This is a genomic window from Gracilibacillus timonensis, from assembly GCF_900086715.1.
Taxonomy (GTDB): Bacteria; Bacillota; Bacilli; order Bacillales; family Amphibacillaceae; genus Gracilibacillus; species Gracilibacillus timonensis.
Genome location: NZ_FLKH01000012.1, coordinates 1,715,503 through 1,740,187 on the forward strand (window position 1 = coordinate 1,715,503; position 24,685 = coordinate 1,740,187).

The 24,685-nt window shown below is 41.8% G+C and carries 23 protein-coding genes and 3 rRNA genes; 6 read left to right on the forward strand and 20 right to left on the reverse strand.

The annotated features are described in order from the left end of the window. The 5 genes from BN6556_RS19300 to BN6556_RS19320 form a co-directional block, all read right to left on the reverse strand. Window positions 1–2,181, reverse strand: coding sequence for a DNA translocase FtsK (locus BN6556_RS19300; RefSeq protein WP_066195058.1), 2,181 nt, complete (start codon window positions 2,179–2,181; stop codon window positions 1–3). Between the two features lie 270 nt (window positions 2,182–2,451). Further along, window positions 2,452–3,057: a YtpR family tRNA-binding protein gene (gene ytpR / locus BN6556_RS19305; protein WP_066195061.1), complete on the reverse strand. Its 606-nt coding sequence runs from the start codon at window positions 3,055–3,057 to the stop codon at window positions 2,452–2,454. A gap of 17 nt (window positions 3,058–3,074) precedes the next feature. Then, window positions 3,075–3,881 carry a DUF1444 domain-containing protein gene (locus BN6556_RS19310; protein WP_066195064.1) on the reverse strand — a complete coding sequence of 269 codons (807 nt, stop codon included), beginning with the start codon at window positions 3,879–3,881 and terminating at the stop codon, window positions 3,075–3,077. Between the two features lie 317 nt (window positions 3,882–4,198). After that, complete coding sequence (locus BN6556_RS19315) at window positions 4,199–4,513, reverse strand: thioredoxin family protein (RefSeq protein ID WP_066195067.1); 315 nt, start codon at window positions 4,511–4,513, stop codon at window positions 4,199–4,201. 87 nt (window positions 4,514–4,600) lie between these two features. Beyond that, window positions 4,601–5,665 (reverse strand): M42 family metallopeptidase, encoded by a 1,065-nt coding sequence (locus BN6556_RS19320; protein ID WP_066195069.1) that lies wholly within the window; start codon window positions 5,663–5,665, stop codon window positions 4,601–4,603. 138 nt (window positions 5,666–5,803) lie between these two features. Here BN6556_RS19320 and BN6556_RS19325 point away from each other — a divergent pair, with 138 nt between their 5' ends. Beyond that, the gene (locus BN6556_RS19325; protein ID WP_066195074.1) at window positions 5,804–6,118 is read left to right on the forward strand and encodes a PepSY domain-containing protein; all 315 of its coding nucleotides are present in this window, start codon (window positions 5,804–5,806) and stop codon (window positions 6,116–6,118) included. A 232-nt stretch (window positions 6,119–6,350) separates the two neighbouring features. On the opposite strand, the gene trmB is transcribed toward BN6556_RS19325, so the two are convergent. Next, on the reverse strand, window positions 6,351–6,992 hold the full coding sequence (trmB, locus tag BN6556_RS19330) for a tRNA (guanosine(46)-N7)-methyltransferase TrmB (RefSeq protein WP_066195076.1): 642 nt from the start codon (window positions 6,990–6,992) through the stop codon (window positions 6,351–6,353). A 150-nt stretch (window positions 6,993–7,142) separates the two neighbouring features. Between trmB and BN6556_RS19335 the strand changes: the two genes are divergently transcribed. After that, window positions 7,143–7,427, forward strand: a complete 285-nt coding sequence (locus BN6556_RS19335) for a YtzH-like family protein (RefSeq protein WP_066195079.1) — start codon at window positions 7,143–7,145, stop codon at window positions 7,425–7,427. On the opposite strand, the gene BN6556_RS19340 is transcribed toward BN6556_RS19335, so the two are convergent. The 3 genes from BN6556_RS19340 to thpR all read right to left on the reverse strand — a co-directional run bounded on the left by BN6556_RS19340 (window position 7,408) and on the right by thpR (window position 9,823). Further along, complete coding sequence (locus tag BN6556_RS19340) at window positions 7,408–8,211, reverse strand: phosphotransferase family protein (protein WP_066196649.1); 804 nt, start codon at window positions 8,209–8,211, stop codon at window positions 7,408–7,410. The two genes, BN6556_RS19335 and BN6556_RS19340, sit on opposite strands and share 20 nt — an antisense overlap. 163 nt (window positions 8,212–8,374) lie before the next feature. Then, window positions 8,375–9,283 carry a hypothetical protein gene (locus BN6556_RS19345; RefSeq protein WP_066195081.1) on the reverse strand — a complete coding sequence of 303 codons (909 nt, stop codon included), beginning with the start codon at window positions 9,281–9,283 and terminating at the stop codon, window positions 8,375–8,377. Between the two features lie 9 nt (window positions 9,284–9,292). Further along, the gene (gene thpR, locus BN6556_RS19350; RefSeq protein ID WP_066195083.1) at window positions 9,293–9,823 is read right to left on the reverse strand and encodes an RNA 2',3'-cyclic phosphodiesterase; all 531 of its coding nucleotides are present in this window, start codon (window positions 9,821–9,823) and stop codon (window positions 9,293–9,295) included. 151 nt (window positions 9,824–9,974) lie between these two features. On the opposite strand from thpR, the gene BN6556_RS19355 reads away from it, so the two are divergent. Beyond that, on the forward strand, window positions 9,975–10,193 hold the full coding sequence (locus tag BN6556_RS19355; protein ID WP_066195086.1) for an HTH domain-containing protein: 219 nt from the start codon (window positions 9,975–9,977) through the stop codon (window positions 10,191–10,193). Window positions 10,194–10,242: 49 nt separating this feature from the next. Here the strand turns inward: BN6556_RS19355 and BN6556_RS19360 are convergent, their stop codons facing one another. Both BN6556_RS19360 and BN6556_RS19365 read right to left on the reverse strand, forming a co-directional pair. Beyond that, on the reverse strand, window positions 10,243–10,944 hold the full coding sequence (locus tag BN6556_RS19360; RefSeq protein WP_066195088.1) for a pseudouridine synthase: 702 nt from the start codon (window positions 10,942–10,944) through the stop codon (window positions 10,243–10,245). A gap of 151 nt (window positions 10,945–11,095) precedes the next feature. Further along, a complete protein-coding gene (locus tag BN6556_RS19365) occupies window positions 11,096–12,766 on the reverse strand; it encodes a putative polysaccharide biosynthesis protein (protein ID WP_316245341.1) in 1,671 nt (556 codons plus the stop codon). Between the two features lie 106 nt (window positions 12,767–12,872). Between BN6556_RS19365 and BN6556_RS19370 the strand changes: the two genes are divergently transcribed. Beyond that, window positions 12,873–14,129, forward strand: coding sequence for a BaiN/RdsA family NAD(P)/FAD-dependent oxidoreductase (locus tag BN6556_RS19370; protein WP_066195090.1), 1,257 nt, complete (start codon window positions 12,873–12,875; stop codon window positions 14,127–14,129). A 926-nt stretch (window positions 14,130–15,055) separates the two neighbouring features. Further along, window positions 15,056–15,316, forward strand: a complete 261-nt coding sequence (locus BN6556_RS19380) for a hypothetical protein (protein ID WP_148436820.1) — start codon at window positions 15,056–15,058, stop codon at window positions 15,314–15,316. 91 nt (window positions 15,317–15,407) lie between these two features. On the opposite strand, the gene rrf is transcribed toward BN6556_RS19380, so the two are convergent. From rrf to BN6556_RS19405, 5 genes are all read right to left on the reverse strand, one after another. Further along, window positions 15,408–15,522 (reverse strand): 5S ribosomal RNA (gene rrf, locus BN6556_RS19385). Between the two features lie 114 nt (window positions 15,523–15,636). After that, window positions 15,637–18,555: ribosomal RNA gene (locus BN6556_RS19390) — 23S ribosomal RNA — on the reverse strand. Window positions 18,556–18,731: 176 nt separating this feature from the next. Further along, a 16S ribosomal RNA gene (locus BN6556_RS19395) occupies window positions 18,732–20,296 on the reverse strand. The 16S, 23S and 5S rRNA genes sit together here, the layout of an rRNA operon. Before the next feature lie 484 nt (window positions 20,297–20,780). After that, entirely contained in the window at window positions 20,781–21,488 is a 708-nt protein-coding gene (locus tag BN6556_RS19400) for an SDR family oxidoreductase (RefSeq protein WP_066195098.1), read from the reverse strand. A gap of 42 nt (window positions 21,489–21,530) precedes the next feature. Beyond that, window positions 21,531–22,145 (reverse strand): sugar O-acetyltransferase, encoded by a 615-nt coding sequence (locus tag BN6556_RS19405; RefSeq protein WP_187374484.1) that lies wholly within the window; start codon window positions 22,143–22,145, stop codon window positions 21,531–21,533. A gap of 240 nt (window positions 22,146–22,385) precedes the next feature. Here BN6556_RS19405 and BN6556_RS19410 point away from each other — a divergent pair, with 240 nt between their 5' ends. Continuing rightward, a complete protein-coding gene (locus BN6556_RS19410) occupies window positions 22,386–22,568 on the forward strand; it encodes a helix-turn-helix transcriptional regulator (RefSeq protein ID WP_066195104.1) in 183 nt (60 codons plus the stop codon). Between the two features lie 533 nt (window positions 22,569–23,101). Here the strand turns inward: BN6556_RS19410 and BN6556_RS19420 are convergent. The 4 genes from BN6556_RS19420 to BN6556_RS19435 all read right to left on the reverse strand — a co-directional run bounded on the left by BN6556_RS19420 (window position 23,102) and on the right by BN6556_RS19435 (window position 24,675). Beyond that, window positions 23,102–23,362, reverse strand: a complete 261-nt coding sequence (locus tag BN6556_RS19420) for a pro-sigmaK processing inhibitor BofA family protein (RefSeq protein WP_066195115.1) — start codon at window positions 23,360–23,362, stop codon at window positions 23,102–23,104. A 150-nt stretch (window positions 23,363–23,512) separates the two neighbouring features. Beyond that, window positions 23,513–23,728, reverse strand: a complete 216-nt coding sequence (locus BN6556_RS19425; RefSeq protein ID WP_066195117.1) for a YaaL family protein — start codon at window positions 23,726–23,728, stop codon at window positions 23,513–23,515. 16 nt (window positions 23,729–23,744) lie between these two features. Continuing rightward, window positions 23,745–24,341, reverse strand: a complete 597-nt coding sequence (recR, locus tag BN6556_RS19430) for a recombination mediator RecR (RefSeq protein WP_066195120.1) — start codon at window positions 24,339–24,341, stop codon at window positions 23,745–23,747. Window positions 24,342–24,351: 10 nt separating this feature from the next. Next, window positions 24,352–24,675 (reverse strand): YbaB/EbfC family nucleoid-associated protein, encoded by a 324-nt coding sequence (locus BN6556_RS19435; RefSeq protein WP_066195122.1) that lies wholly within the window; start codon window positions 24,673–24,675, stop codon window positions 24,352–24,354. Window positions 24,676–24,685: the final 10 nt, after the last annotated feature.

The following is a 24,685-nucleotide window of genomic DNA, read 5'->3' on the forward strand; positions in this document are numbered from 1 at the left end:
TTATTCATTCATTGTATCCAGACTGCTGATTAATACTTCTCGTTGTTTGCTGCCATTCTGTCCGGATATTACTCCATTATCTTCCATGCTATCAATCAAACGTGCCGCTCTATTATAACCAATCTTAAAGCGTCGCTGCAGTAAAGAAGCACTCGCTCCATTGTGTTTTAACACAAAATCAACGGCTTCATGATACAAGGCATCTACTTCTTCACTCACATACGACTGTTGAATTAATTGTTCTTGTTCAAATAAATATTCGGGTGAGGCGATTTGTTTTACGTAACTGGTAACCCGTTCAATTTCATCATCTGAAACAAAAGCTCCTTGGATTCGTTTCATTTCGCCTGAACCATTTTCGATAAACAGCATATCCCCTTTACCGAGCAGCTTCTCTGCGCCATTAGAATCCAAAATGGTCCGCGAGTCAATCTGTGATGAAACACTGAAGGCAATCCTTGTCGGCACATTCGCCTTAATCAACCCAGTGATAACGTCAACAGAAGGCCGTTGTGTGGCAATTAGTAGATGGATGCCACACGCTCTTGCCTTTTGAGCAATTCGACAAATAGCATCTTCCACATCCTGAGGTGCCGTCATCATTAAATCAGCCAACTCATCGATCACAATGACAATATATGGCATCTTGTCTTCTGGACGTTGCTGTTCCACCACTTTTTGATTATACCGTTGAATATCACGAGCGCCTTCCTCCACAAATCGTTGGTAGCGATCTTCCATTTCCTGCACTGCCCATTTTAATGAAGAGGTGGCCGCTTTAACATCGGTAATCACAGGAGCGACCAGATGAGGAAGTTCATTATATGGTGCCAATTCCACCATTTTAGGGTCAATTAAAAGAAATTTTACCTCGTCATGATTCGCTTTATATAATAAGCTGATTAAAATCGTATTAATACAGACACTCTTCCCAGATCCTGTTGCACCAGCAATCAGACCATGTGGCATCTTCTTCAAATCCGTTAGCATAGTACTTCCTTCAATATCCGCCCCCAACGCTACTGTTAGCGGAGATTGCTGTCCTAAAAAGTCCTCGCTATCCAACATTTTATGCAAAAAAACAGGCTCTGCATTTTCATTAGGCACCTCAATGCCTATGGTATGTTTACCAGGGATTGGGGCTTCCATCCGAATATCTCTTGCAGCCAAGTTCATTTTGATATCATCTGTTAGGTTCTTAATCTTGCTCACTTTCACTCCTGGTTCGGGCTGGATTTCAAACCTTGTCACCGATGGACCCTGAGTGACATCTACGACTTTTGCTTTTATGTTAAAGTATCGAAGCGTATTTTGTAACGTTTCTGCTTGTTCATTTATCCACGGTGTCTGATTTACTTTCTGTTCTGTGACATCATCTAACAAGTGCATAGGTACCGAATAAGAACATGGCTGTATCTCTTTATCTGAAACAGTTGCTTCCTGTTTATCTTCCACTTTAGTAGATGTTTCTCGTTTCTCTTTTTCCTTCATTCTCCATTTATCTCTTGGTGTCATCATAACATTCAAAGGCTTTTGGTTCTTCGTCTGATTAGGTCGCTGACGTTTCTCTGTTTGGGCAACTTTTGCAATCTCCACGTGTTTACTCGATGATGCTTTCTTATGCTCTTTGACTGCTTGCTTTTCAGTTGATATGTCAGATTGCTTTTCTTCTTTTTGCTCTGTCCGTGACACTGACCTCGTTTTCTCCATCTGTGCTTTTGGTGTTTCTATGGAGTTGCTCTCCATTTGTTTTGGCGTCTCTTGTGTTTCTGGCACTTTAGATTCCATTGGCTTTGACATCTCTTGTGTTTCTGGCACTGTAGGTTCCATTGGCTTTGGTGCTTCATTTGGTTCATTTCGTTTTACTTTACGATGATGAAAACCATAAATAGGCGATGGAACGTCCTGCGCCTTAAAAGGTTGTCGCTTTTCCAATTGTGGTGTAGCTTGTGTTTGTCTTTCTTCTTTGTTTGTATGCTTTTGTTGCGGTTTTCTTCTTGACGTTGTTTGCTGTTTCTGCGTTCTATTATTATTTTGTTGATGTTTAGGATATTGATAGGCCATCTTGGCTTCCACAGTTTTATTTTTGGTCGAACTTCGATCCTCTGTCATGTTTAGATGTTCTTCTCGCTCTTCTTCAACAAATAATTGATCCCATCTTTTTCTTATGTTTTTCCACATCGTACGTTCACACTCACTTCCTACTATTTGTACGATTATACAATCAAACACTCTACCTTTTATTTTATCATGAAACACGTGATTGTAATAGCAATTTTTTCTATTATGAAAAACTTGGTTACAATAGCTGATCGTCTGTCCGGTTCTAATCTTTGATTTATAAACACAGGCAAAACGCACAAATGTTGAACAACAAGCATCTGTGCGTTTGTGTACCATACTTACAACATCGTTTTATTTCACAACAAGGAAGACGGAAGGCAGCTACACTTAGGATTCAAAAATAAATTCACTGCCAATTTCCTTTTCAGCAGGCAGAACGTAGATCCCTTTTTCTTTCGGTGCATTTGGTAATCCTAATTCTTTTTGCGAACAAATCATACCAAACGAATCCACACCACGCAATGTGGTCGGCTTAATTTCCATTCCATTTGGCATAATCGCACCTACCTTCGCCACAACGACTTTCTGATCTTTATCAATATTAGGCGCCCCACAAACGATCTGGAGTGATTCATTTCCTACATTGATTTGACATACACGGAGTTTATCGGCATCTTCATGCGGCCTGATATTCTCTACATAACCAACGACAAATTTTGGTGTTAGATCCACATTTAATGGATTGGGCACCTTGTTTTTGGCAAATGCCTCTTGCAATGACTGGAGTATACCCTCGGTTAATTTCGTTTTTCCATTGGCTAATCCATCCACATACTGATCGGCTTGAAAGATATTGTATCCAACGATTTCACGTGTTGTTTCATCGATGATTTGTACGACATCCCCATATTTTTCAAAGGTTATTTTCTCACTGTTTTTCATCGGAAACAACAAGACGTTACCGATTCCTGGTTTATTGTAATAGACAAACATGTTCGTTAATTCCTCTCTTATTCTTTTGGTTTCTTTTTGGCTAAAATAAATACTGGCTCTAAGTGTTTATTTTCATAGATAAATGGCAGCGAGGTGATCGGCACACGACCTTCCGCAAAAAATTTCATCGTTATTTGAGCCACCATGTCATATCCAGCTTCATTCTGAATATCTGCCAATAACAAAACATCCTGATGTGGGACAGCTACCACCAGCTCACCGATTGTATTGGCACTCATTTCTTCTAAGAAGGCTTCATTCAAAATCCGGCTTGCATCATAGCCATCTTGTGTAGCGATAAAATAAAAATCATTACCTGCAACGGTATCTTTTTTCGTTGAGGTGGGCAAGGAACGAATATTAAATATAGAGATCTCCTTTAGCCGCTCCTTAGACCAGCCTTGTTCCTCCAACATTTGTTGATCAATCAATTGATAAGTCGTGCCTAAATCCAAGGCATAATAAATATTCGTTTCAGCGGTATGCTCGGTATAAACTAATGGTATACCAGATTTGGTCTCTTTCGGAAAAGAGGTCGCACGCATTACCGGATAAATACGCGTCTCCTTTCCCTCTAACTGATGTTCTTCATGCATCATCTTTAAAGATTCATGGATATGAAATTGTAATTCCTCAAGCGCAACATCGCCTCGTCTTTCATGCTTGGCAATAACATTTGCAATGGCAATATTAACACCTTGTTTCGTGTCTTTCCATTCCACACGATAACTATTTTTATCTCTATTGTAGGAAACAGACCATGCTTCTTCTTGTTGAAATAATTCATCTAGTTTCTGTTTCATTTTGATTGCAGTCATACTCATCTTTTTATCCCCCTTTTTTTCGGAAGAACACACTAAATCGTATTGTATCACTTTTTTCAATAAATAAAAAACGGTATGCTGTTTCTACATGCGAAAATGGTATTTGCTTTGAGTATGATGTTGAAAAGAGCCTATATTTGTGCTGAAGGAATGTTGTTGATCATTTTTAATGCCCTGCATAAGAAAACGTCCAAACTCACTACTCACAAAAATTTCATACCATTTTATGCTTGTTCATCTATTTCAAGATCTTCACTTTCTTACTTCCCAAAAAAGCACAAATCCTAGCTAACAAGATTTGTGCTTTTACGTTCATATTAAGATAGGCCTTCAATAAATTGTTCGATTTCTGCTTGTGTTTTTCTGTCCTTACTTACAAATCTGCCAAGTTCTTTTCCTTGATCAAATGCCAAAAAGCTTGGTATACCAAAAATATCGTTAGCTGCACAAATATCGATAAACGGATCTCGATCTACATAGATAAATTCATAATCGGGATATTTCTCCGCTATTTCAGGCATAATTGGTTCAATTACCCTGCAGTCAGGACACCAATCTGCCGAAAATAAGTAGATCACCTTTTCATTATTTTTCAACTGATCAAATTCTGCTTCTGATTGTAATGGTCGCATATTTCCATTCCTCCATTTCTTTTCTTATGTGTTTGTCTATCTAAGCAAGATTTCCTCCATTATATCGTCGAGAAAAGTACGTTCTGGCTATTTTTGTCTAATCGAATCCACCATCTGTTGATCGGTAGTTTTGACCAAGTTGATCAACAGCTCTTTTGCAGCGGCATAATCATCCACATGTATGATCGAAGCGTGCGTATGAATGTATCTCGAACAAATACCAACAACTGTGGAAGGGACTCCTTGATTAGATAAATGGACACTCCCTGCATCCGTTCCCCCTTGCGAGACAAAATATTGATAAGGAATATTATTGCTTTCTGCAGTGTCCAGAACAAATTCACGCAAACCGTGATCGGTTATCATACTTCGATCAAAAATACGGAGCAGTGCCCCTTTTCCTAATTGACCAAATTCTTTGTCATCTCCAGACATATCATTGGCAGGAGAAGCATCAAGCGCATAAAAAATATCCGGCTGAATCATATTGGCTGCCACTTTCGCCCCGCGCAATCCAACCTCTTCTTGAACGGTAGCACCTGAATATAGCTGGTTCGGTAAGGTTTCCCCTTGTAGAGCTTGCAAAAGTTCAATCGCTAAACCGCAGCCGTAGCGATTATCCCATGCCTTGGCAAGAATTTTCTTATCATTGGCCATTGGGGTAAAAGTCGAAACAGGGATTATCGACTGCCCTGGTTTAACACCTAATCTGACAGCATCTTCTTTGTCATCTGCACCAATATCGATAAGCATATTTTTCTGTTCCATGGGCTTCGCGCGTTCTGCTGGTGTTAAATTATGAGGCGGAATCGATCCTACCACTCCAACTATTTTTTTATCCGGTGTATGTATTTCTACTCTTTGGGATAATAATACTTGAGACCACCACCCGCCTAAGGGTTGAAAACGGATCATACCATTATCGGTAATCTGAGTCACCATGAATGCTACTTCATCCATATGACCAGCTACTAATACACGCGGTCCTTTTCCATGTTTAACACCAAATACGCCACCGAGATGATCCTGGATAATGTCATCCGCATATTTGGTTAGTTCTTGTTTGATGAAAGAGCGAACTTGATGCTCATTACCAGGCGCACCTGGCAGCTCAGTTAGCGTCCGAAATAAGGCTAATGTTTCTGGATTCATTACACGTCATCCTTTCTTTTCTTTAAATATATCATGTAAAGCGGTGACACGAAAGTATCTTTGCTTATTGCTTGCCTTTTGCTAGTATTTATCTTTAAGATGAAAATAAACTAGCTCATTGAAGAACGGAGTGAAAAAATGAAAAAACAACAGACAATCATTCTTTTTATGCTGGGCTGCTTGATTGGGTTTCTAATCGGCCAGACAAGGCAAAAAAACAAACCCTTGAAGCCTGAAACCGTCTTGCGCACAGTGAAGAAAAATATTAGTGAACATACGGAAGTAAGTGGTTCCTGGATTTATATGCGGATAGAACCATTTAGGCAGCATGATATCAACTATCATGTCTATCATGGTGGTATCACCAAACATGTCCATGGTGAACATATTCCCTACGAGTTCTATGTAGATGCTTATAGTGGCACCGTACTGTCTATGACTCCACAACACTAACCATGTGCACAAATGGGTTCCTGGATTTAATTTTGCAATAGTCGAACCGATAACGGCCGTAAACAGTGGGGATCCTAAAAATACGGTCATCATCTCTAAAATGACGTCCATAAATCGTGAGAATCTCAAAAATACAGTCGTCATGTTGGTACAAACAGAAAAAAGGAGCAGACCCTTCAACGGTTCGCTCCTTTTTTGCTAATACTTTTACTTAAAAAGATAAGCCTCGATTTTATTCTGGAAACGCGACTTGACAGCGGTAAATCGGATGACCTTTTGTTGAAAATTTTTCTTCATACTCTGTCATCACATTGGTTGGGTCTGCCAACCCATGCAGGTCCAAACAAGCCTCCTCCAGCTTACAGCCAAACTGAGAAAAGCTCACCAATGAATATTCAAACAAAGATCGGTTATCGGTCTTCAACACTAATTTTCCACTCGGCTTCAAGATTTGTTGATATTGTTCCAAAAAGTCAGAGTATGTTAAGCGTCTTTTTTCATGACGATTCTTTGGCCATGGGTCAGAGAAGTTCAAATAAAGCTGATCGACTTCATTATCTGCGAAAAACGAGGTAATATTCTGTGCATCTTCATTCAACAGTGTAATATTGGTTAGGTCTGATTCAGCGATTTTTTCAACAGCAGAGACGATAATGCTTTTGACAACCTCCATCCCAACAAAATGAACATCTGGGTACTGTGTTGCCATTCCAGCAATAAATTGGCCCTTACCCGTTCCAATCTCAAGATGGATTGGATGTTCTTGACTGATGACCTCCCGCCATCTCCCTTTATACTCTGCTGCACTAAATAACACAAGGTCTTCGTTCTCCCTTAAATAATCATCAGCCCATGGTTTATATCTTGCTCTCATAAGTCTTCTCCTTTTTCTGTGAAGATAAATATCACATAAAAACCAGCTTTTGCTAAAGCCTAGCAAAAGCCGTTTACGTATTTTCCGTATAGGTTCCACATCTTCCGTACACACTAAGACGGATTATTTTCTGCAAAGGTGGTATAAACCATGTCCTTAACAACCAATCATCAGTTAGATTTATTACACGACCTCTTGAGCCTGCAATGTGAAGAAGGTAATGGAACGATTTCTGAATGTGAACAAATATCACGATTGATCCGATCATTGCAACAACAGGAATCTATGCAAAACACCTCATTATACGCATTATTAGCGACAATTGATGACTATAGTTCGACAGGAACCAATTGTTCCAATTTGCAACAACATATCGAAAAACATCAAACGGTCATCAATGAATGGCTACCACAGATTAAAGATTCCATGCATTAATCTGAGTTAATAGTTGCTGCAATTCCTTTAAATGATAATCAGCTTCTTTATCCTGACGGCGATTCAATGTCCAGACATAACCAATGATTTCATCAACCAATAAATGCCAGTGCATCCGTTTCATTAAATAGTGGGTGTTTTCTACACCATAATGTCCCAGCCATTGATCCCAATCCTGCTTCGGAATATAAGATTGCAGGATTCTGCCTATATCCATGGCAGGATCACCAACTCGGGCATTGTCCCAATCGATAAGGAACAACTCTCCACTGTTAGATAACATCCAATTGTGATGATTTAAATCACAATGACAGACAACTTGCTTATCATGATATACATCTAACAACCTTGTTTCCAAATATTGAATAGCTTTATACAATATCAATGAATTCCGGCTCAACTTGCTCCCTTTTACAAATTGTTTGACCCTTACCAATGTTTGGTCCAATTTGACCGTTGTCTGTTCAATTCGAAGCAGCATATCTAACAATTCCGAGGATTGATGGATCTTACTCAATAGCTTGGCCACTTTAGGGTGCTGCATTTCCTCTACATTCAATGCCTTTCCATCAAGCCATTGCTGTGCCGTCACAACGTCCCCATTTTCTAAACGTTTCGTCCATACCAGTTTCGGTACAATCCCTTGGGCAGATAATACAGCTAGGAATGGAGATGAATTCCGTTTTAAGAATAACTGTTTTTGTTGTGATTGGGCATAATAAGCCGTCCCGGTCGACCCACCAGCCGGCAGCACTGTCCAATCTTTACCTAAAATATGTTCCACAGCTGTCACCCTCAATTCCTCTCGATAGTGTGATATTCTCTCTATTTGTAAAAAGGGAATAGTAATAATAGATTAACGCAAAAACGGGTATAATTTCAAGTAAAAAATCGATTTTTGACAAATTTTATCGCTAGGAAATTCTGGATAACCAATTTTGTCGAGATTAATGAAATCCTGGAGATTCTTTTTGCTCCCACTCCGGTCTTTTCACCGCCACAGATTCTACATGCTGCAATAATGCCTCCGCAATTTTCAGCTGATGATGTTTAATGGGAGCAGATAATTGCTGTTTCTGTAATAACCAATGATCATGTTGGTCACGTCCAATGAATGAGGTATGATACGGCTCCCTTTCAAACTCAATCGGATTCGTTGCAGAAAGGATTACTTTTCTTAACGGCATCTCTAAGCCATATTTATGGAGGATGCTTTGGATGATTTTTGCCGTTCTTTTGACACTAATCAAGGGGCTTAATATCCTTGTTTGAATATTTTTCTCCTCTGTATACCAATAACGATCATCAAATGCAATCATGGTTTGATTAGCGGGTCTATCTATCACCTTAATGATCTCCATTTCTAATGGCGTAATCAGAATAATGTCTGCGGCCAATGGTCCATTTTTCAATTCAAAAACAGGATGATACATCACAAAATAAGTATCAGGTATCCGCTGCAAAAAGAATTGTAACCGTTCATCTGTATAATAGTCTTGATTCAAGAAGGACATTTTATTAATGGTAGTGGACGCCCACTTTAATTGAAAAGGATATAAGGTATCTAGAAAATACTGTTTCAATTCCTCTTCCGAATCGGGAAGCAAGTTTGTATGATCAAATGATTCTTCTTCAACCTCCGAACGCCGATTAAACAGCGCTCGCCAATTAAAAAAATTGGATTCTTGTGGCTCTTCTTCTATCAGTTCGTCCTTCTGAGTTGTCCGTTGTTCTTCCCATAATAGCTTTAATCGCTGCCAATTCTCTCTCTTCAAACGTGTGAATTGACCTGGATAATGGTAAATATCCTGTTGATAACGCGATATATAATTCTCTAGTTTAATTAACTGTGCCATCCGACCACCTCATTTCAAATGAAATTCTTCCCATACTTGATATTTTTGTTGTCGCTCCGGATGTATTTCATAGACCACAAAACGGTCGACCATTAGCTGTTTTTGATCTTTCAGTAGATCAAATGCTGTTTCCTCCACTTTTTTAGACCGATCGGTCCACCTTTTAGCCAAGGTAATATGGGGAATAAATGACTGTTCTTTTGTCTGTGTCTGATGCAGGATCTTTTTTTGTAATCGGAGAAGTTCGTCCTTTTCTTCCGTTTTCATCCACAACACACGCGGACTCAGCTTATTCCCAAAGTAGGATAAGCCCCCTATCGTTAATGAAAAAGGGGAATGCCTCACTGTGTCTAACTGGTGGGCAAGTGTCTTCAAACAGGCATCGCCTATTCCACCCAAAAAATCGAGCGTCAGGTGATAGTCTGCCGGATTCACCCATTGCTTATAAGAAAAAATCGAATAGATCTGCCTCTGCTGCTCCGCTATCCATGCTTTCGTTTCATCATCGAAACAAAGTGCGATAAAATAATGTTTGATCACACGTCACCTCGCCATCATACTTGATCAATTTCAAAATTATCTGATAATGGATATTTTAAAGTAGAAATATAACGCTATTACGTGTAAAATATACAGTGTATCATGAATATACTTTTGCAAGGTTTAACTTAAACTTTGAAGGAGTGGTTTTTTGAGTCAATCCACCAACCGTATGCTGACTCGGGCCAAGGCAGTCTATTTATTTATCAAAAAGAATGGACCTGTGACAACGAGTCAAATAGCAGAAGAGTTTGGTATAACGGACCGCACTGTTCAACGAGATTTACATTTACTGGCTTACAATGGCCTGGTAAATAGTCCGAATCGTGGGCATTGGAAAATCACAAAGAAAAAAGTTAAGATTTCTTGATATATTCAACAATTTTTTGTTGACCAGTATTGCTCTCAATACTGGTATTTTATTTGTTTTGCAGTCTTTCCCTCTCCTCTTTCATTAGTTCACGGTATTCTCCTCGTTTTAGACGCTCATCTAAATACAGCGATCCCATCGCCTCTCGTTTTAAATACAATACCTTATTATCGATAGACTCAAACATTCGTTTCACTTGATGAAACTTCCCTTCTGTCACCGTCACTTGCACCTCGCATGATTGTATTTCTGTTAATACAGCAGGCTTGGTAAGGTAACCATCTTCTAATCTAACACCTTGGGCAAATGCTTCTCGATCCTTCTCCGTAATGGGCTTTGCTAACTGGGCGAAATACTTTTTTTCCACATGCTTCTTGGGCGATAGTAAATCATGTGCTAGTTGTCCGTCATTTGTCAGCAATAACAGCCCTTCTGTATCTTTATCGAGACGCCCTACTGGAAACGGTTCTAATATTTTATCCTGTGATCGGATCAAATCCAGGACAGTAGATTGCTGGATATCCTCTGTCGCCGAGAGATAGCCAGCAGGCTTGTTAAGCATGAGATAGATAGTCGGCTTATACGCAATCAACTGATCGGATACACAGACCTGATCTTGCTCTGGATCAATATGTATATCTGTTTTCTTTACCACTTGCTGATTGACTGTAATTTGTTTCTTTTTTGCCAAGGCTTTGATATCCTTCCTGCTTCCTTGGCCCATATTCGATAGAAATTTATCTAAACGCATCACAAACCGCTCCCTTTTATAACAGTGCTAACCGTCCATAAGACGCTCACTTCAAGATTTCTGAAGATTAAAGAAGTTAAGGGGAAGACAACGTTCATTATACAGCCTAATAAGTATTGCTATCATGTCCCCCATTGACAACATTTTCGTTTTATCGTCCAATTATTCGATCCAATATCGCAATCCTTCTCCCGGTAATCCGTTCAAATAGCGTGGATGCATAGCCAAGGTACAGATAAACAATCCCACCTGCACCTACCCCAATTAACATGGTGATGATGGCATGAAGCCTATTTTCATACACATCCAAAAAGAGGCCCATTACCCATTTCACCAGAATTAAAACAATGCCCATTATTGCCGTAAATATGACCATTAATAAGCTAAGCTTAAAGAATTTTCGATATGGGAAAGCAATCGCCTTACGAATCTGCCACAAATTAAGTCCAACCGCTACTGTTGAAGCAATCCATGTCGCTATAATCGCTCCTACCGCTGCGAATTGCTGAATAAGGATAGCATTTAATAACAGTTTAATCAGAACACCTGTTCCCAGACTAATCAAAGTAAAGTTTTGCCGTTCCACTCCTTGTAAAATGGCGGACGTCACCGTGAAAAAGGCAAACGGCAAGGCAACTGGCGCATACCAGGCAAAAACAGTACTAGTAATCTCCAACTGTCGTATGCCAAACAGACCGCCATAAATAGCATCTGCCAGAATGACCAAACCTATGACAGCTGGTAAGACAAAGAACATAATAATCTGCAAAGCTTGATTACTTTGCTTCTTCACTCGGTCCAGCTGATGGGCGTTGAATGCCTTTGTAATTTCTGGAACAATAGCTAGAGATAAACCTGTCGCAATCGTAATCGGAATAATCACCAGCTTATGCCCTTGCACATTAAAGGCTGAAAAAGCGATAGAAGATTCCGCCTCTTTTCCAATCGCAGCCATGGCGTGGCTAAAGGTAAATTGATCAATCAGTTGGTATAATGGGATAGCGATTCCTACCAGCACAAAAGGTCCGGAGTAGCGAAACAATTCTTTTAGTAACTGTTTTACTGGAATATTTTTTTTGACTTTTTGCTGATCAATCGGACGTTGAATAAATTTGCGTCTTTTTTTCCAATAAACCCCTAAAACCACCCAAGAGGCAACCGCACCAATAAAGGCTGCAAAAGCCGCAAAACCAACAGCTGTTGCATTCGTACCGCCCACAACATCAACCACCACATAGACAGCAATTAACAAAAAGGCGATTCGTACAATTTGTTCGACAACTTGGGAAACGGCAGTAGGTCCCATCGATTGATTCCCTTGAAAAAAGCCTCGCATAATGGCCATACTCGGAATAATCAACAAAGCAAAACTAATCATTTGCATGGCGTGTTGTACCTCATCCAAACTAATATCTTCCGTAGCTGGATCTAAGGATAATGAAGCGAAAAATCCTGAGCCAAAGTACATGATTAGAAAAGCGACAATACCTGTCACTATCATTAATAGAGAACCAACTTTAAACATTCGCATACTGGTATAATGATCGTCCAGCGTATTATATTTTGCCACAAACTTGGAAACCGCCTGGGGAATCCCTATGGTGGAAACACTAATCAAGATGGTGTATGGAATATAAGCGAATCCATACAAGGTCATCCCCGTTTCTTCTACCATATTTGTAAAAGGGATCACATAAATCATCCCAAGAAATTTCGATAAAAAACTAGCTCCTGTGAGCAACAATGTGCCTCTAATAAAATTTGAGCCTGACATATATTCACCTTTATTCATCAAAATAATGTAACAGATATATTCTAACATAGCTATCCATCATTTGTGATGATTTTCGACTTAATATTTGTGATTCACGATCAAGTAAGATAAACTTTTAATACATCTATCTTGTATTCTGGAAAGGAAATGAACCATGTACGACGTTGCTATCATCGGTGGAGGACCTTCAGGGTTAATGGCAGCTATTGCAGCCGCTGAACAAGGTGCTCACACCTTACTAATCGATAAAGGAAATAAACTCGGAAAAAAATTAGCGATATCTGGAGGTGGAAGATGTAATGTGACCAATCGGTTGCCTGCCGATGAAGTGATTCGCCATATTCCAGGCAATGGCCGCTTTCTCTACAGTGCTTTTTCCACTTTTGATAATTATGACATTATTGATTATTTTGAAGGATTGGGAGTTGCCTTAAAAGAAGAAGATCACGGCCGTATGTTTCCCGTTAGCAATCAAGCAAATGATGTGGTGAACGCCCTACTACAACAATTAGATCGTCTATCCGTAACCGTCAGAAAAAACACGACTGTTCAAGCGATTGACTATGGAGAGAGTCATCATCGCATTATTCTTGCAGATAAGGAAAACATCCAAACCAAGACCGTCGTGGTTGCTGCTGGTGGAAAAGCAGTTCCACATACCGGATCTAACGGAGACGCATATCCATGGGCAAAAAAGGCTGGGCATACCATTACGACGTTATATCCGACAGAAGTACCCATCGTTTCCAATGAAGCATTTATTCGTAATAAACAATTACAAGGCACTGCCCTACGTGATGTTGCCCTCTCGGTTTATAATCAGAAAGGAAAAAAGGTAATCACTCATCGGATGGATATGCTCTTTACACATTTTGGCATATCCGGACCAGCCGTATTACGATGTTCCCAATTCATCGTAAAATTGTTTATGCAAGGCGAGCAACAAGTGAAAGTAAGCATTGACTTGTGCCCAGATAAAACCGAGCAAGAAATCACCAACCAACTTCAGCATTTAATGAAAGAACATCCCAAAAGGACGTTTAGAAAGAGCGTAAAAGGAATAGCCCCTGAACGATTGTTAGATTATTTGTTTGATTTTCTGGAAATAGACCCAACGATTAATGGAGCCAATCTTTCAAACGAAACGTTATCCTCTTTCGTTTACAGCTTAAAACACTTCAGTTTCTATGTACATGACAGTCTACCATTTAAAAAAGCATTTGTAACAGGTGGAGGTGTGTCGATCAAAGAAATCACCCCAAATACCATGAGATCGAAGTGTATGGATGGATTATATTTTTGCGGTGAAGTTCTCGATATACATGGTTATACTGGTGGTTATAATATCACTTCTGCACTAGTCACGGGAAGGATAGCTGGCATGAATGCTGCCTGGGAAAGCTTTTCGTAAACTCAGTCTATTGCATTGACTATAAGATTATTTTTTTGATAAAATTTTTATAATAGAAGAATTTATTCGGAGGTGCGCCGTTATTTTCACAAATATCTTATTAGTAATGTTGATGATAGTCGGTGTGTTATTGTTTGTTGATGGGGTACAAAAACATTCTCAGCTTTCCCTTTTATTTGCTGGGATAGCCATCTTAGCTCCTATTTTCTACTTTGTTAACTGGACCGTCTTTTTACCTCTTGTACCAGTAATAGCTTTGGCTCTTTCGCTTCTTGTAAAGAAACAATTTCATACCGCTTAACAACAGACCCTTTTCCTAGGGTCTGTTTGTTTGGCATCGACGCATATTTTTATTGTCACGCCCTATTCACTATCGGGTTTTAACGAAATTTTTTTAACATTAAAAACTTAAGAACAATAGCTCATGAATAATGTAATGAAATAATTCCTGTATCCATAAGGTAATTATTCACCCGGTTTAGCGGGGCAAAGATCAAATATACTAATAACATTTTTTTATGCTATGTCAGCCCTTTATTATTTTAGAAATCAATTTTTCCAAATACTATCTAATCATATGTCATAGAATAGATAGTAGTCTAAAACCATAAAGGGAAGAAAACTTTCCAATGAAAAATATACTAAAAACCATTTTATTATTTACATTTATGCTTTTAAGTCGGGCTTCCCTCCTCATTTGCAAAACACTTGAAAACACAGATGATAGAAAGTAATCAATCCAGTGTATTTGCTCAACTTCAAGAGACCGCTTTAGATTACTACCATTTAACATTGGAAATGAAAAATAAGACAGGTAGAATGCTGTCACAACAAAAGTAATACACAACAATGATGAGCAAAGAAAAGAATATTGCGAAGATCACCTTTATACATCCACCGAGACAGATCCAGAAAAACAGAACCCATTGAAAGATTTAATGAAAGAGATAAACCACCAACAACCTGATATTATCAAAAGGATTGTAAGTAATGAATGCGAGGATAAAGACATCATGAAAATCACTGTTGGTGGGGCAGAAAATAGTACAAAAGAAAAAATACGAGCTATGGATTTATTCACAGAGATTTTAAAAACATCTGTTACGAAAAATATTAAAAACTCTGCTGTTTTGTCATTGACTAGTTTGCTTTCAACAATTTTTCATTCACTGAAAAAATCAGTTTGAACCATTGTTCTGCCAAATGAATTTTTAGATTTATTCTTACAAAAACCCCTCATTAGCACCAATGACTAATAAGGGGTTTTGATATCATATTGCCTGGCAACGTCCTACTCTTGCAGGGGAAACCCCCAACTACCATGGGCGCTGAAGAGCTTAACTACTGTGTTCGGCATGGGAACAGGTGGGACCTCTTCGCTATCGTCACCAGACTTTCTTTCGATAAGGACAAGACATATTATAACGCATGCCTTATACGAAATGCAAGTGTTTTTTATATACTTTCAAAACTAGATAAGAATTCATCTGACAAGCCAACATCATGTATAGATAAGTCCTCGATCGATTAGTATTCGTCAGCTCCACATGTCACCATGCTTCCACCTCGAACCTATCTACCTCCTCGTCTTGGAGGGATCTTACTCTATCGAATAGATGGGAAGTCTCATCTTGAGGGGGGCTTCATGCTTAGATGCTTTCAGCACTTATCCCTGCCACACGTAGCTACCCAGCGATGCTCCTGGCGGAACAACTGGTGCACCAGCGGTGTGTCCATCCCGGTCCTCTCGTACTAAGGACAGCTCCTCTCAAACTTCCAACGCCCACGACGGATAGGGACCGAACTGTCTCACGACGTTCTGAACCCAGCTCGCGTACCGCTTTAATGGGCGAACAGCCCAACCCTTGGGACCGACTACAGCCCCAGGATGCGATGAGCCGACATCGAGGTGCCAAACCTCCCCGTCGATGTGGACTCTTGGGGGAGATAAGCCTGTTATCCCCGGGGTAGCTTTTATCCGTTGAGCGACGGCCCTTCCATACGGTACCGCCGGATCACTAAGCCCGACTTTCGTCCCTGCTCGACTTGTAGGTCTCGCAGTCAAGCTCCCTTCTGCCTTTACACTCTGCGAATGATTTCCAACCATTCTGAGGGAACCTTTGGGCGCCTCCGTTACATTTTAGGAGGCGACCGCCCCAGTCAAACTGCCCACCTGACACTGTCTCCGAACCGGATCACGGTTCTGGGTTAGAAGGTCCATACAGCCAGGGTGGTATCCCACCGGCGCCTCCACGTAAGCTAGCGCTCACGTTTCTACGGCTCCCACCTATCCTGTACAAGCTGTACCAACATTCCATATCAGGCTACAGTAAAGCTCCACGGGGTCTTTCCGTCCTGTCGCGGGTAATGCGCATCTTCACGCATGGTATAATTTCACCGGGTCTCTCGTTGAGACAGTGCCCAAGTCGTTGCACCTTTCGTGCGGGTCGGAACTTACCCGACAAGGAATTTCGCTACCTTAGGACCGTTATAGTTACGGCCGCCGTTTACTGGGGCTTCAGTTCAACGCTTCGCTAATGCTAACGCATCCCCTTAACCTTCCAGCACCGGGCAGGTGTCAGCCCCTATACTTCGCCTTACGGCTTCGCAGAGACCTGTGTTTTTGCTAAACAGTCGCTTGGGCCTTTTCACTGCGGCTTCTCGGTCGAGAAGCACCCCTTCTCCCGAAGTTACGGGGTCATTTTGCCGAGTTCCTTAACGAGAGTTCTCCCGATCACCTGAGGATTCTCTCCTCGCCTACCTGTGTCGGTTTGCGGTACGGGCACCTTGTCTCCTGGCTAGAGGCTTTTCTTGGCAGCGTGAAATCCGGAACTTCGGTACTTGATTTCCCTCCCGATCACAGCTCACGCTTCCCGTCTGACGGATTTGCCTATCAGACACGCTTGCTGCTTCGACGCACTCAACCAATCGTGCGCTTTCCTTATCCTTCTGCGTCCCCCCTTCACTCATAACGGAGCTAGGTGGTACAGGAATATCAACCTGTTATCCATCGCCTACGCCTTTCGGCCTCGGCTTAGGTCCCGACTTACCCTGAGCGGACGAGCCTTCCTCAGGAAACCTTAGGCATTCGGTGAAGAAGATTCTCACTTCTTTATCGCTACTCATACCGGCATTCTCACTTCTAAGCGCTCCACCAGTCCTCACGGTCTGACTTCGCCGCCCTTAGAACGCTCTCCTACCATTGATCGTTCGATCAATCCGCAGCTTCGGTGATACGTTTAGCCCCGGTATATTTTCGGCGCAGCGTCACTCGACCAGTGAGCTATTACGCACTCTTTCAATGATGGCTGCTTCTAAGCCAACATCCTGGTTGTCTAAGCAACGCCACATCCTTTTCCACTTAACGTATACTTGGGGACCTTAGCTGGCGGTCTGGGCTGTTTCCCTTTCGACTATGAACCTTCTCACCCATAGTCTGACTCCCAAGGTAATATGATTGGCATTCGGAGTTTGACGGAATGCGGTAACCCGGTGAGGGCCCCTAGTTCCATCAGTGCTCTACCTCCAACATACATCCCTTGAGGCTAGCCCTAAAGCTATTTCGGAGAGAACCAGCTATCTCCGTGTTCGATTGGCATTTCACCCCTACCCACACCTCATCCCCGCATTTTTCAACATACGTGGGTTCGGGCCTCCAGTCAGTGTTACCTGACCTTCACCCTGGACATGGGTAGATCACACGGTTTCGGGTCTGCGACCCCCTACTATGTCGCCCTGTTCAGACTCGCTTTCGCTGCGGCTCCGTGTCTTCCACTTAACCTTGCAGGAGATCGTAACTCGCCGGTCCATTCTACAAAAGGTACGCCGTCACCCATGAAAGGGCTTCGACTACTTGTAGGCACACGGTTTCAGGTTCTCTTTCACTCCCCTCCCGGGGTGCTTTTCACCTTTCCCTCACGGTACTGGTTCACTATCGGTCACTAGGGAGTATTTAGCCTTGGGAGATGGTCCTCCCGGATTCCGACGGAATATCACGTGTTCCGCCGTACTCAGGATCCACTCCGGAGGAGAAACGTTGTCGACTACAGGGCTGTTACCTCCTCTGGCGGGCCTTTCCAGGCCTCTTCGTCTAACGTCTCTCTTGGTAACTCCAATGGAGTGTCCTACAACCCCAAAAAGCAAGCTTTTTGGTTTGGGCTGATTCCGTTTCGCTCGCCGCTACTCAGGAAATCGCGTTTGCTTTCTCTTCCTCCGGGTAATGAGATGTTTCAGTTCCCCGGGTCTGCCTCGTTCAGCCTATGGATTCAGCTCAACGTGCTACTCGATGAAAAGTAGCGGGTTCCCCCATTCGGAAATTCTTGGATCGACGCCTACGTACGGCTCCCCAAGACATATCGGTGTTAGTCCCGTCCTTCTTCGGCTCCTAGTGCCAAGGCATCCACCGTGCGCCCTTCTTCACTTAACGATACATGTTTCACCGCTTCTTACTGTAAAAAAGTCGTTGGTTTGTTTTGTTTGATGTCTTGTCATACTTCTTATCTAGTTTTCAAGGTACATGGTCGAGCGAGATTGATCGCTCAAAACTGAACCAAACAACCTAGTATGTGGCACCTCGTAAGAGGTGTTCCGTTCTATCCTTAGAAAGGAGGTGATCCAGCCGCACCTTCCGATACGGCTACCTTGTTACGACTTCACCCCAATCATTGGCCCCACCTTCGGCGGCTGGCTCCAATTGGTTACCCCACCGACTTCGGGTGTTGCCAACTCTCGTGGTGTGACGGGCGGTGTGTACAAGGCCCGGGAACGTATTCACCGTGGCATGCTGATCCACGATTACTAGCGATTCCGGCTTCATGCAGGCGAGTTGCAGCCTGCAATCCGAACTGAGAATGGTTTTATGGGATTGGCTTCACCTTGCGGCTTCGCTGCCCTTTGTACCATCCATTGTAGCACGTGTGTAGCCCAGGTCATAAGGGGCATGATGATTTGACGTCATCCCCACCTTCCTCCGGTTTGTCACCGGCAGTCACCTTAGAGTGCCCAACTGAATGCTGGCAACTAAGATTAAGGGTTGCGCTCGTTGCGGGACTTAACCCAACATCTCACGACACGAGCTGACGACAACCATGCACCACCTGTCATTTGGTCCCCGAAGGGAACTCCCTATCTCTAGAGACATCCAAAGATGTCAAGACCTGGTAAGGTTCTTCGCGTTGCTTCGAATTAAACCACATGCTCCACCGCTTGTGCGGGCCCCCGTCAATTCTTTTGAGTTTCAGCCTTGCGGCCGTACTCCCCAGGCGGAGTGCTTAATGCGTTAACTGCAGCACTAAGGGGCGGAAACCCCCTAACACCTAGCACTCATCGTTTACGGCGTGGACTACCAGGGTATCTAATCCTGTTCGCTCCCCACGCTTTCGCACCTCAGCGTCAGTTACAGACCAGAGAGCCGCCTTCGCCACTGGTGTTCCTCCACATCTCTACGCATTTCACCGCTACACGTGGAATTCCGCTCTCCTCTTCTGTACTCAAGTTCCCCAGTTTCCAATGACCGCTTGTGGTTGAGCCACAAGATTTCACATCAGACTTAAAGAACCGCCTGCGCGCGCTTTACGCCCAATAATTCCGGACAACGCTTGCCCCCTACGTATTACCGCGGCTGCTGGCACGTAGTTAGCCGGGGCTTCCTCGATAGGTACCGTCAAGGTACCGCCCTATTCGAACGGTACTTGTTCTTCCCTAACAACAGAACTTTACGATCCGAAAACCTTCTTCGTTCACGCGGCGTTGCTCCGTCAGACTTTCGTCCATTGCGGAAGATTCCCTACTGCTGCCTCCCGTAGGAGTCTGGGCCGTGTCTCAGTCCCAGTGTGGCCGATCACCCTCTCAGGTCGGCTACGCATCGTCGCCTTGGTAAGCCATTACCTTACCAACTAGCTAATGCGCCGCGGGCCCATCTGTAAGTGATAGCCGGAGGCCATCTTTTCCCTTCTCTTCAGGTGAAAATAAGGGGGTATCGGGTATTAGCTCCGGTTTCCCGGAGTTATCCCCGTCTTACAGGCAGGTTGCCCACGTGTTACTCACCCGTCCGCCGCTCGTTCCAGCACCTTCCCTCCGAAGAGTTCCGCTGCCTTCCCGCGCTCGACTTGCATGTATTAGGCACGCCGCCAGCGTTCGTCCTGAGCCAAGATCAAACTCTCAATATAGTTTGTACTTGTGCTCGCTTTTGACAAGCTAGCTTTTTGCTTTTCTTCTTACACATACTGGTTGTTTTGTTCAGTTTTCAATGATCAATGTGTTACCCTGTCGTTTTTAGCGACCTCTTAAATATACCACGTACTTAAAAGGAAGTCAATAATTTTTTTAATTTATGAAACATTCATTTCAGTGCGTTCAACACTCGCTAAAAAGCGACTTTCTTATTCTGCCATAACTATTGCGGAAATGCAATGATTTTTTCAATATTTCTCGGTATTGTTCCTAAAATAGTTTAAACTTTCTCGGTATTGTATATTTTCCCGCGGCATCAAATCCATAAACATAGATAGAAATTTTGGTTTTCTCATTTTTCTTTCTCGGCTCTACATCACTCCGAGGCTATCTATTTCCTTCCATATAGATAGACACACAAAAACATTTCCATCCTTAAATATTGGTTAAACGGGGATGTTTTTTATACTGGCTTCTTACTTAAACTGGACGAACGGTTATTTCGTTTACGTTCACATAGTCTGGTTGTGTTACCGCATATATCACTGCTTTTGCTATGTCCTGTGTCTCTAATTTTTTACGATCATTATTCGATGAAGTGACATCAGAAATAGCAGTGTCCACCATTCCTGGTGAAATATTGGTTACACGGACTCCTGTTCTAGCCAATTCTTTTTCCAAACCTGTAGAAATGGCACGAACCGCAAATTTTGTTGCACTATAGACCGTACTTACCTTGGTTACTTCCAGACCTGAAACAGAGGCGATGTTAATAATATGACCACTTGAACGCTCCAGCATAGTTGGCAAGACAGCATGGATACCAAAAAGCATTCCTTTGATATTAACGTCAATCATCGTTTCCCATTCTTCTATTTTCCCTGAACGAACAGCAGCGGAAAGCATTTGGCCTGCATTATTCACTAAAAAATCCACATGATGGAAGGCTTCTTCCGCTTTTTTAACTAAGATTTCTATCTCTTGTTTATTGGTTACATCCGTCTGGGCCGTTACTACCTTTCCATTACCTTCTGCTTTTATTTCTTTCTCTACTTCTAGCAATTTCGCTTTACTTCGGGCAGCTAACACAACATTGGCGCCCTCTTTAGCAAGTTCTTTTGCAATACCGACTCCAATCCCACTGCTTGCTCCTGTAATGATCGCTGTTTTACCTTGTAATAAATCCATTTTTACATCCTCCTTTGATATCGCATATGTATCTATTCATTGTTAACTAAAGTGGATCCCTTCATCAATTTCCTTGTCTTTATTATAATATTTCATGTCATTCTCATTAATTTCCCTCATGATCTTGCATGGGCTGCCGACTGCCACCACGTTTGCTGGAAGATCTTTTGTAACCACACTTCCGGCACCAATCACAGTATTTTCCCCAATACGAACACCTGGTAAGATAATAGCACCTGCGCCAATCCATACATTATTCTCCACTACCACTGGAAGGTTGTATTGTGCTGCTTTTCTCCGCAATTCTGGATGAATCGGATGCGTCCCGGCGTCAATCGTCACATTAGGGCCGATTAATACGTTATTTCCTATATGAATATCCGTGTCATCTACCAACGTCAGGTTGAAATTGGCATAGACATCGTTTCCAACATGTGTATGTCGCCCCCAATTGGCATGAAGTGGTGGTTCAATATAAACATTAGTGCCTACCTTGGCAAACAATTTATCTAAGAGTTCTGCTCTCTTCTCCACTTCAGAAGGTCTAGTATGGTTAAAGTCATATAATACGTCTAAGCATTGCACCTGTTCTTTCATTAGATCTTCATCATTACAATAATACAACTCTCCGTTTTTCATTTTTTCCTTAATGGTCATATGCATTCACTCCTATTTTTGTTTGTCGAACATGAAAGGGGGAATTCTATTTATCTCTCTAACTTCATTATACTTTACATCAACTTAACTACAAGACATTAGAAGTGTATGTTACATAGACCAGACACAAGAATAACGTTATTTTTAAAGTGACTCCCGTTGATTTTCGCTACTTAATAATGTCAGATATAATTAACAAAAGCAATTTATATATTGCACTCCATAAAGTAGGTTAAGCAAATGAGAAATAATGTGAAAATAACCCGTGTAAAAACGTCTATAACCCAGCAACAATTAGCAAAACGAGTAGGTGTAACGAGGCAGACGATTGGTTTGATCGAGAAAGGGGAATATAACCCTACGCTACAGCTTTGTATAGCAATAGCAAATGAGCTTGATAAAACATTAGATGAATTATTTTAGGAGGTTGAAGAATAATGAAATCATGGATATCTTTTTTTATGCCCGAAGATGAGTATAAAGAAAATACTGTATTTTTTTCGCTGAAGGTGCGACCATACTGCTGCTTTATCTAGGCATCATGTTAATCACCCATTATTTTATAGACTTAGATACAGGTGCTTGGTTTATTCTCTGGTATCGCGATTTTTCTCTCTTAATATGGTAGGAAGATATATACTATCAGGAATCGAATATACTGATGTTGTGACAGAAAAACACTATAAAAAAGAAATAAGGGCACTTTTATCCAGAACCGTTTCCTTTGTTGTTACCTTTGGATTGCTTTATCTGATGTATACCTTGCTATCCGGCGGTGTAAGCTGGATTGACTTTATAGGATTGACAATAAGCGTTGGCATTGTCTCCTTTGTATTTGACTTTATTTCCTTAAAACAATCGTACGAGAAAAATAAAGAGTTGTTATGAAAAAACGACAACAAAAAGGCCAAGAATAGCTCTTGGCCGATAAACATTCCTATTAGCACTACTACTACTTATATCACCCAAAAATGCAACACCGTCAAACATGCTACCCCTGGAATACCTAACACCCCAGCAATGCCTGCTGTAAAAAGGTTAATTGGTACATATAGACCAAACGACGCACCAATCAAATTGCAAACAAACAAAAATACGACCCCAATAGTAATCTTCATGACAAGTCGCCCGCTCCCACGGATTAGGTTGACTGGCAAACCTTTTACCAGCAACAAGCCAATCAAGACGACAATCCCAATGATAATCCACCAATTCATAAGCTTGTCTCCTCTTTTCTATAGAAATCATACTCTATCTATATGAGACAAGCCAGCCAAATATACCCCTCACATGGCGAGAGGGGTTATTTTATCGTAATGTAACTAGCTGTAATCTAATAGCCAGTAACAGCTCAATTGGTTCAACATTCACTTTATGGCTGATAAGTTCTGAACCTTTGCTTCTCTTAGTAAATAAAAATATTTCGCTTTGGTAACCGCTAAATCAAACTGTCCTTGTTCTGTTGGCTCAATACTGCGACTCATGATATCCTCCAGATAAGACCATTCCTCTCGTGCACGGAAAATTTGGTCCAGCAATTCCTGATCCATTTCTGATTTTTTCACTTTCTTTGAACGAAACATATGTCTCACCTACTATTTATACTTCTCTTCTTCCTTCTAATGCCTTGGATAAAGTGACCTCGTCTGCATATTCCAAATCTCCACCCATCGGGAGGCCGTGGGCAATCCTTGTCGTTTTGATACCGGAAGGCTTAACTAGTCGTGAAATGTACATCGCTGTCGCCTCTCCTTCGATGTTAGGATTGGTAGCAAGGATCAGTTCTTTAACCTCTTCATCCTTTAATCGATTGATCAAGGAAGGAACATTAATATCTTCTGGGCCGATACCATCCATTGGGGAAATCGCGCCATGCAAGACGTGATATTTACCGTTAAACTCTTTCATCTTCTCCATAGCGATTACATCTTTCGGGTCTTGCACGACACAGATGACCGATGAATCACGTGTCTCATCTTGACAAATCGGACAAGGGTCCGTATCAGTAATATGACCACACACACTACAATGTGTCAGTTCACGCTTCGCATTCGCTAATGCCTTGGCAAAATCCAACACATCGTCTTCCTTCATACTTAGGACAAAAAAAGCCAGGCGCACGGCGGTTTTGGGACCGATTCCTGGCAATTTGGTAAAGCTGTCGATCAGCTTTGATATTGGTTCAGGATAATACATAAGAACCCTCCTAGAACATACCTCCAGGTAAATTTAATCCTTGTGTGAATTTACCCATCTTGTCATTGGTTGTTTCTTCTACTTCATTCAGTACTTCATTCGTTGCGGCAATGATAAGATCCTGCAGCATTTCCACATCATCTGGATCTACTACTTCTTCGTTAATCTCAATATCAACAATTTCTTTCTTTCCATTTGCCACTACCTTTACCATGCCGCCGCCAGCAGTTGCTTCGAACGTCATTTCCTGTAATTCTTCCTGTGCTTTCATCATGTCTTTCTGCATTTTCTGCATTTGTTTCATCATCTTGTTCATATTTCCTCCACCACGCATGGCCATACCT

Coding starts and splice junctions, on each gene's coding strand:
- BN6556_RS19400 (WP_066195098.1), bottom strand. CDS start 21,488: ATGGATTTATTACAAGGTAAAACAGCGATCATTACAGGAGCAAGCAGT.
- ytpR (WP_066195061.1), bottom strand. CDS start 3,057: ATGTTTGTCTATTACAATAAACCAGGAATCGGTAACGTCTTGTTGTTT.
- recR (WP_066195120.1), bottom strand. CDS start 24,341: ATGTATTATCCTGAACCAATATCAAAGCTGATCGACAGCTTTACCAAA.
- BN6556_RS19425 (WP_066195117.1), bottom strand. CDS start 23,728: ATGTTTCGTTCAAAGAAAGTGAAAAAATCAGAAATGGATCAGGAATTG.
- BN6556_RS19370 (WP_066195090.1), top strand. CDS start 12,873: ATGTACGACGTTGCTATCATCGGTGGAGGACCTTCAGGGTTAATGGCA.
- trmB (WP_066195076.1), bottom strand. CDS start 6,992: ATGAGAGCAAGATATAAACCATGGGCTGATGATTATTTAAGGGAGAAC.
- BN6556_RS19325 (WP_066195074.1), top strand. CDS start 5,804: ATGAAAAAACAACAGACAATCATTCTTTTTATGCTGGGCTGCTTGATT.
- BN6556_RS19345 (WP_066195081.1), bottom strand. CDS start 9,283: ATGGCACAGTTAATTAAACTAGAGAATTATATATCGCGTTATCAACAG.
- BN6556_RS19435 (WP_066195122.1), bottom strand. CDS start 24,675: ATGCGTGGTGGAGGAAATATGAACAAGATGATGAAACAAATGCAGAAA.
- BN6556_RS19320 (WP_066195069.1), bottom strand. CDS start 5,665: ATGAATCCAGAAACATTAGCCTTATTTCGGACGCTAACTGAGCTGCCA.
- BN6556_RS19410 (WP_066195104.1), top strand. CDS start 22,386: ATGAGAAATAATGTGAAAATAACCCGTGTAAAAACGTCTATAACCCAG.
- BN6556_RS19365 (WP_316245341.1), bottom strand. CDS start 12,766: ATGTTAGAATATATCTGTTACATTATTTTGATGAATAAAGGTGAATAT.
- BN6556_RS19300 (WP_066195058.1), bottom strand. CDS start 2,181: ATGTGGAAAAACATAAGAAAAAGATGGGATCAATTATTTGTTGAAGAA.
- BN6556_RS19310 (WP_066195064.1), bottom strand. CDS start 3,881: ATGAGTATGACTGCAATCAAAATGAAACAGAAACTAGATGAATTATTT.
- BN6556_RS19420 (WP_066195115.1), bottom strand. CDS start 23,362: ATGAATTGGTGGATTATCATTGGGATTGTCGTCTTGATTGGCTTGTTG.
- BN6556_RS19360 (WP_066195088.1), bottom strand. CDS start 10,944: ATGCGTTTAGATAAATTTCTATCGAATATGGGCCAAGGAAGCAGGAAG.
- BN6556_RS19405 (WP_187374484.1), bottom strand. CDS start 22,145: ATGACCATTAAGGAAAAAATGAAAAACGGAGAGTTGTATTATTGTAAT.
- BN6556_RS19335 (WP_066195079.1), top strand. CDS start 7,143: ATGTCCTTAACAACCAATCATCAGTTAGATTTATTACACGACCTCTTG.
- BN6556_RS19315 (WP_066195067.1), bottom strand. CDS start 4,513: ATGCGACCATTACAATCAGAAGCAGAATTTGATCAGTTGAAAAATAAT.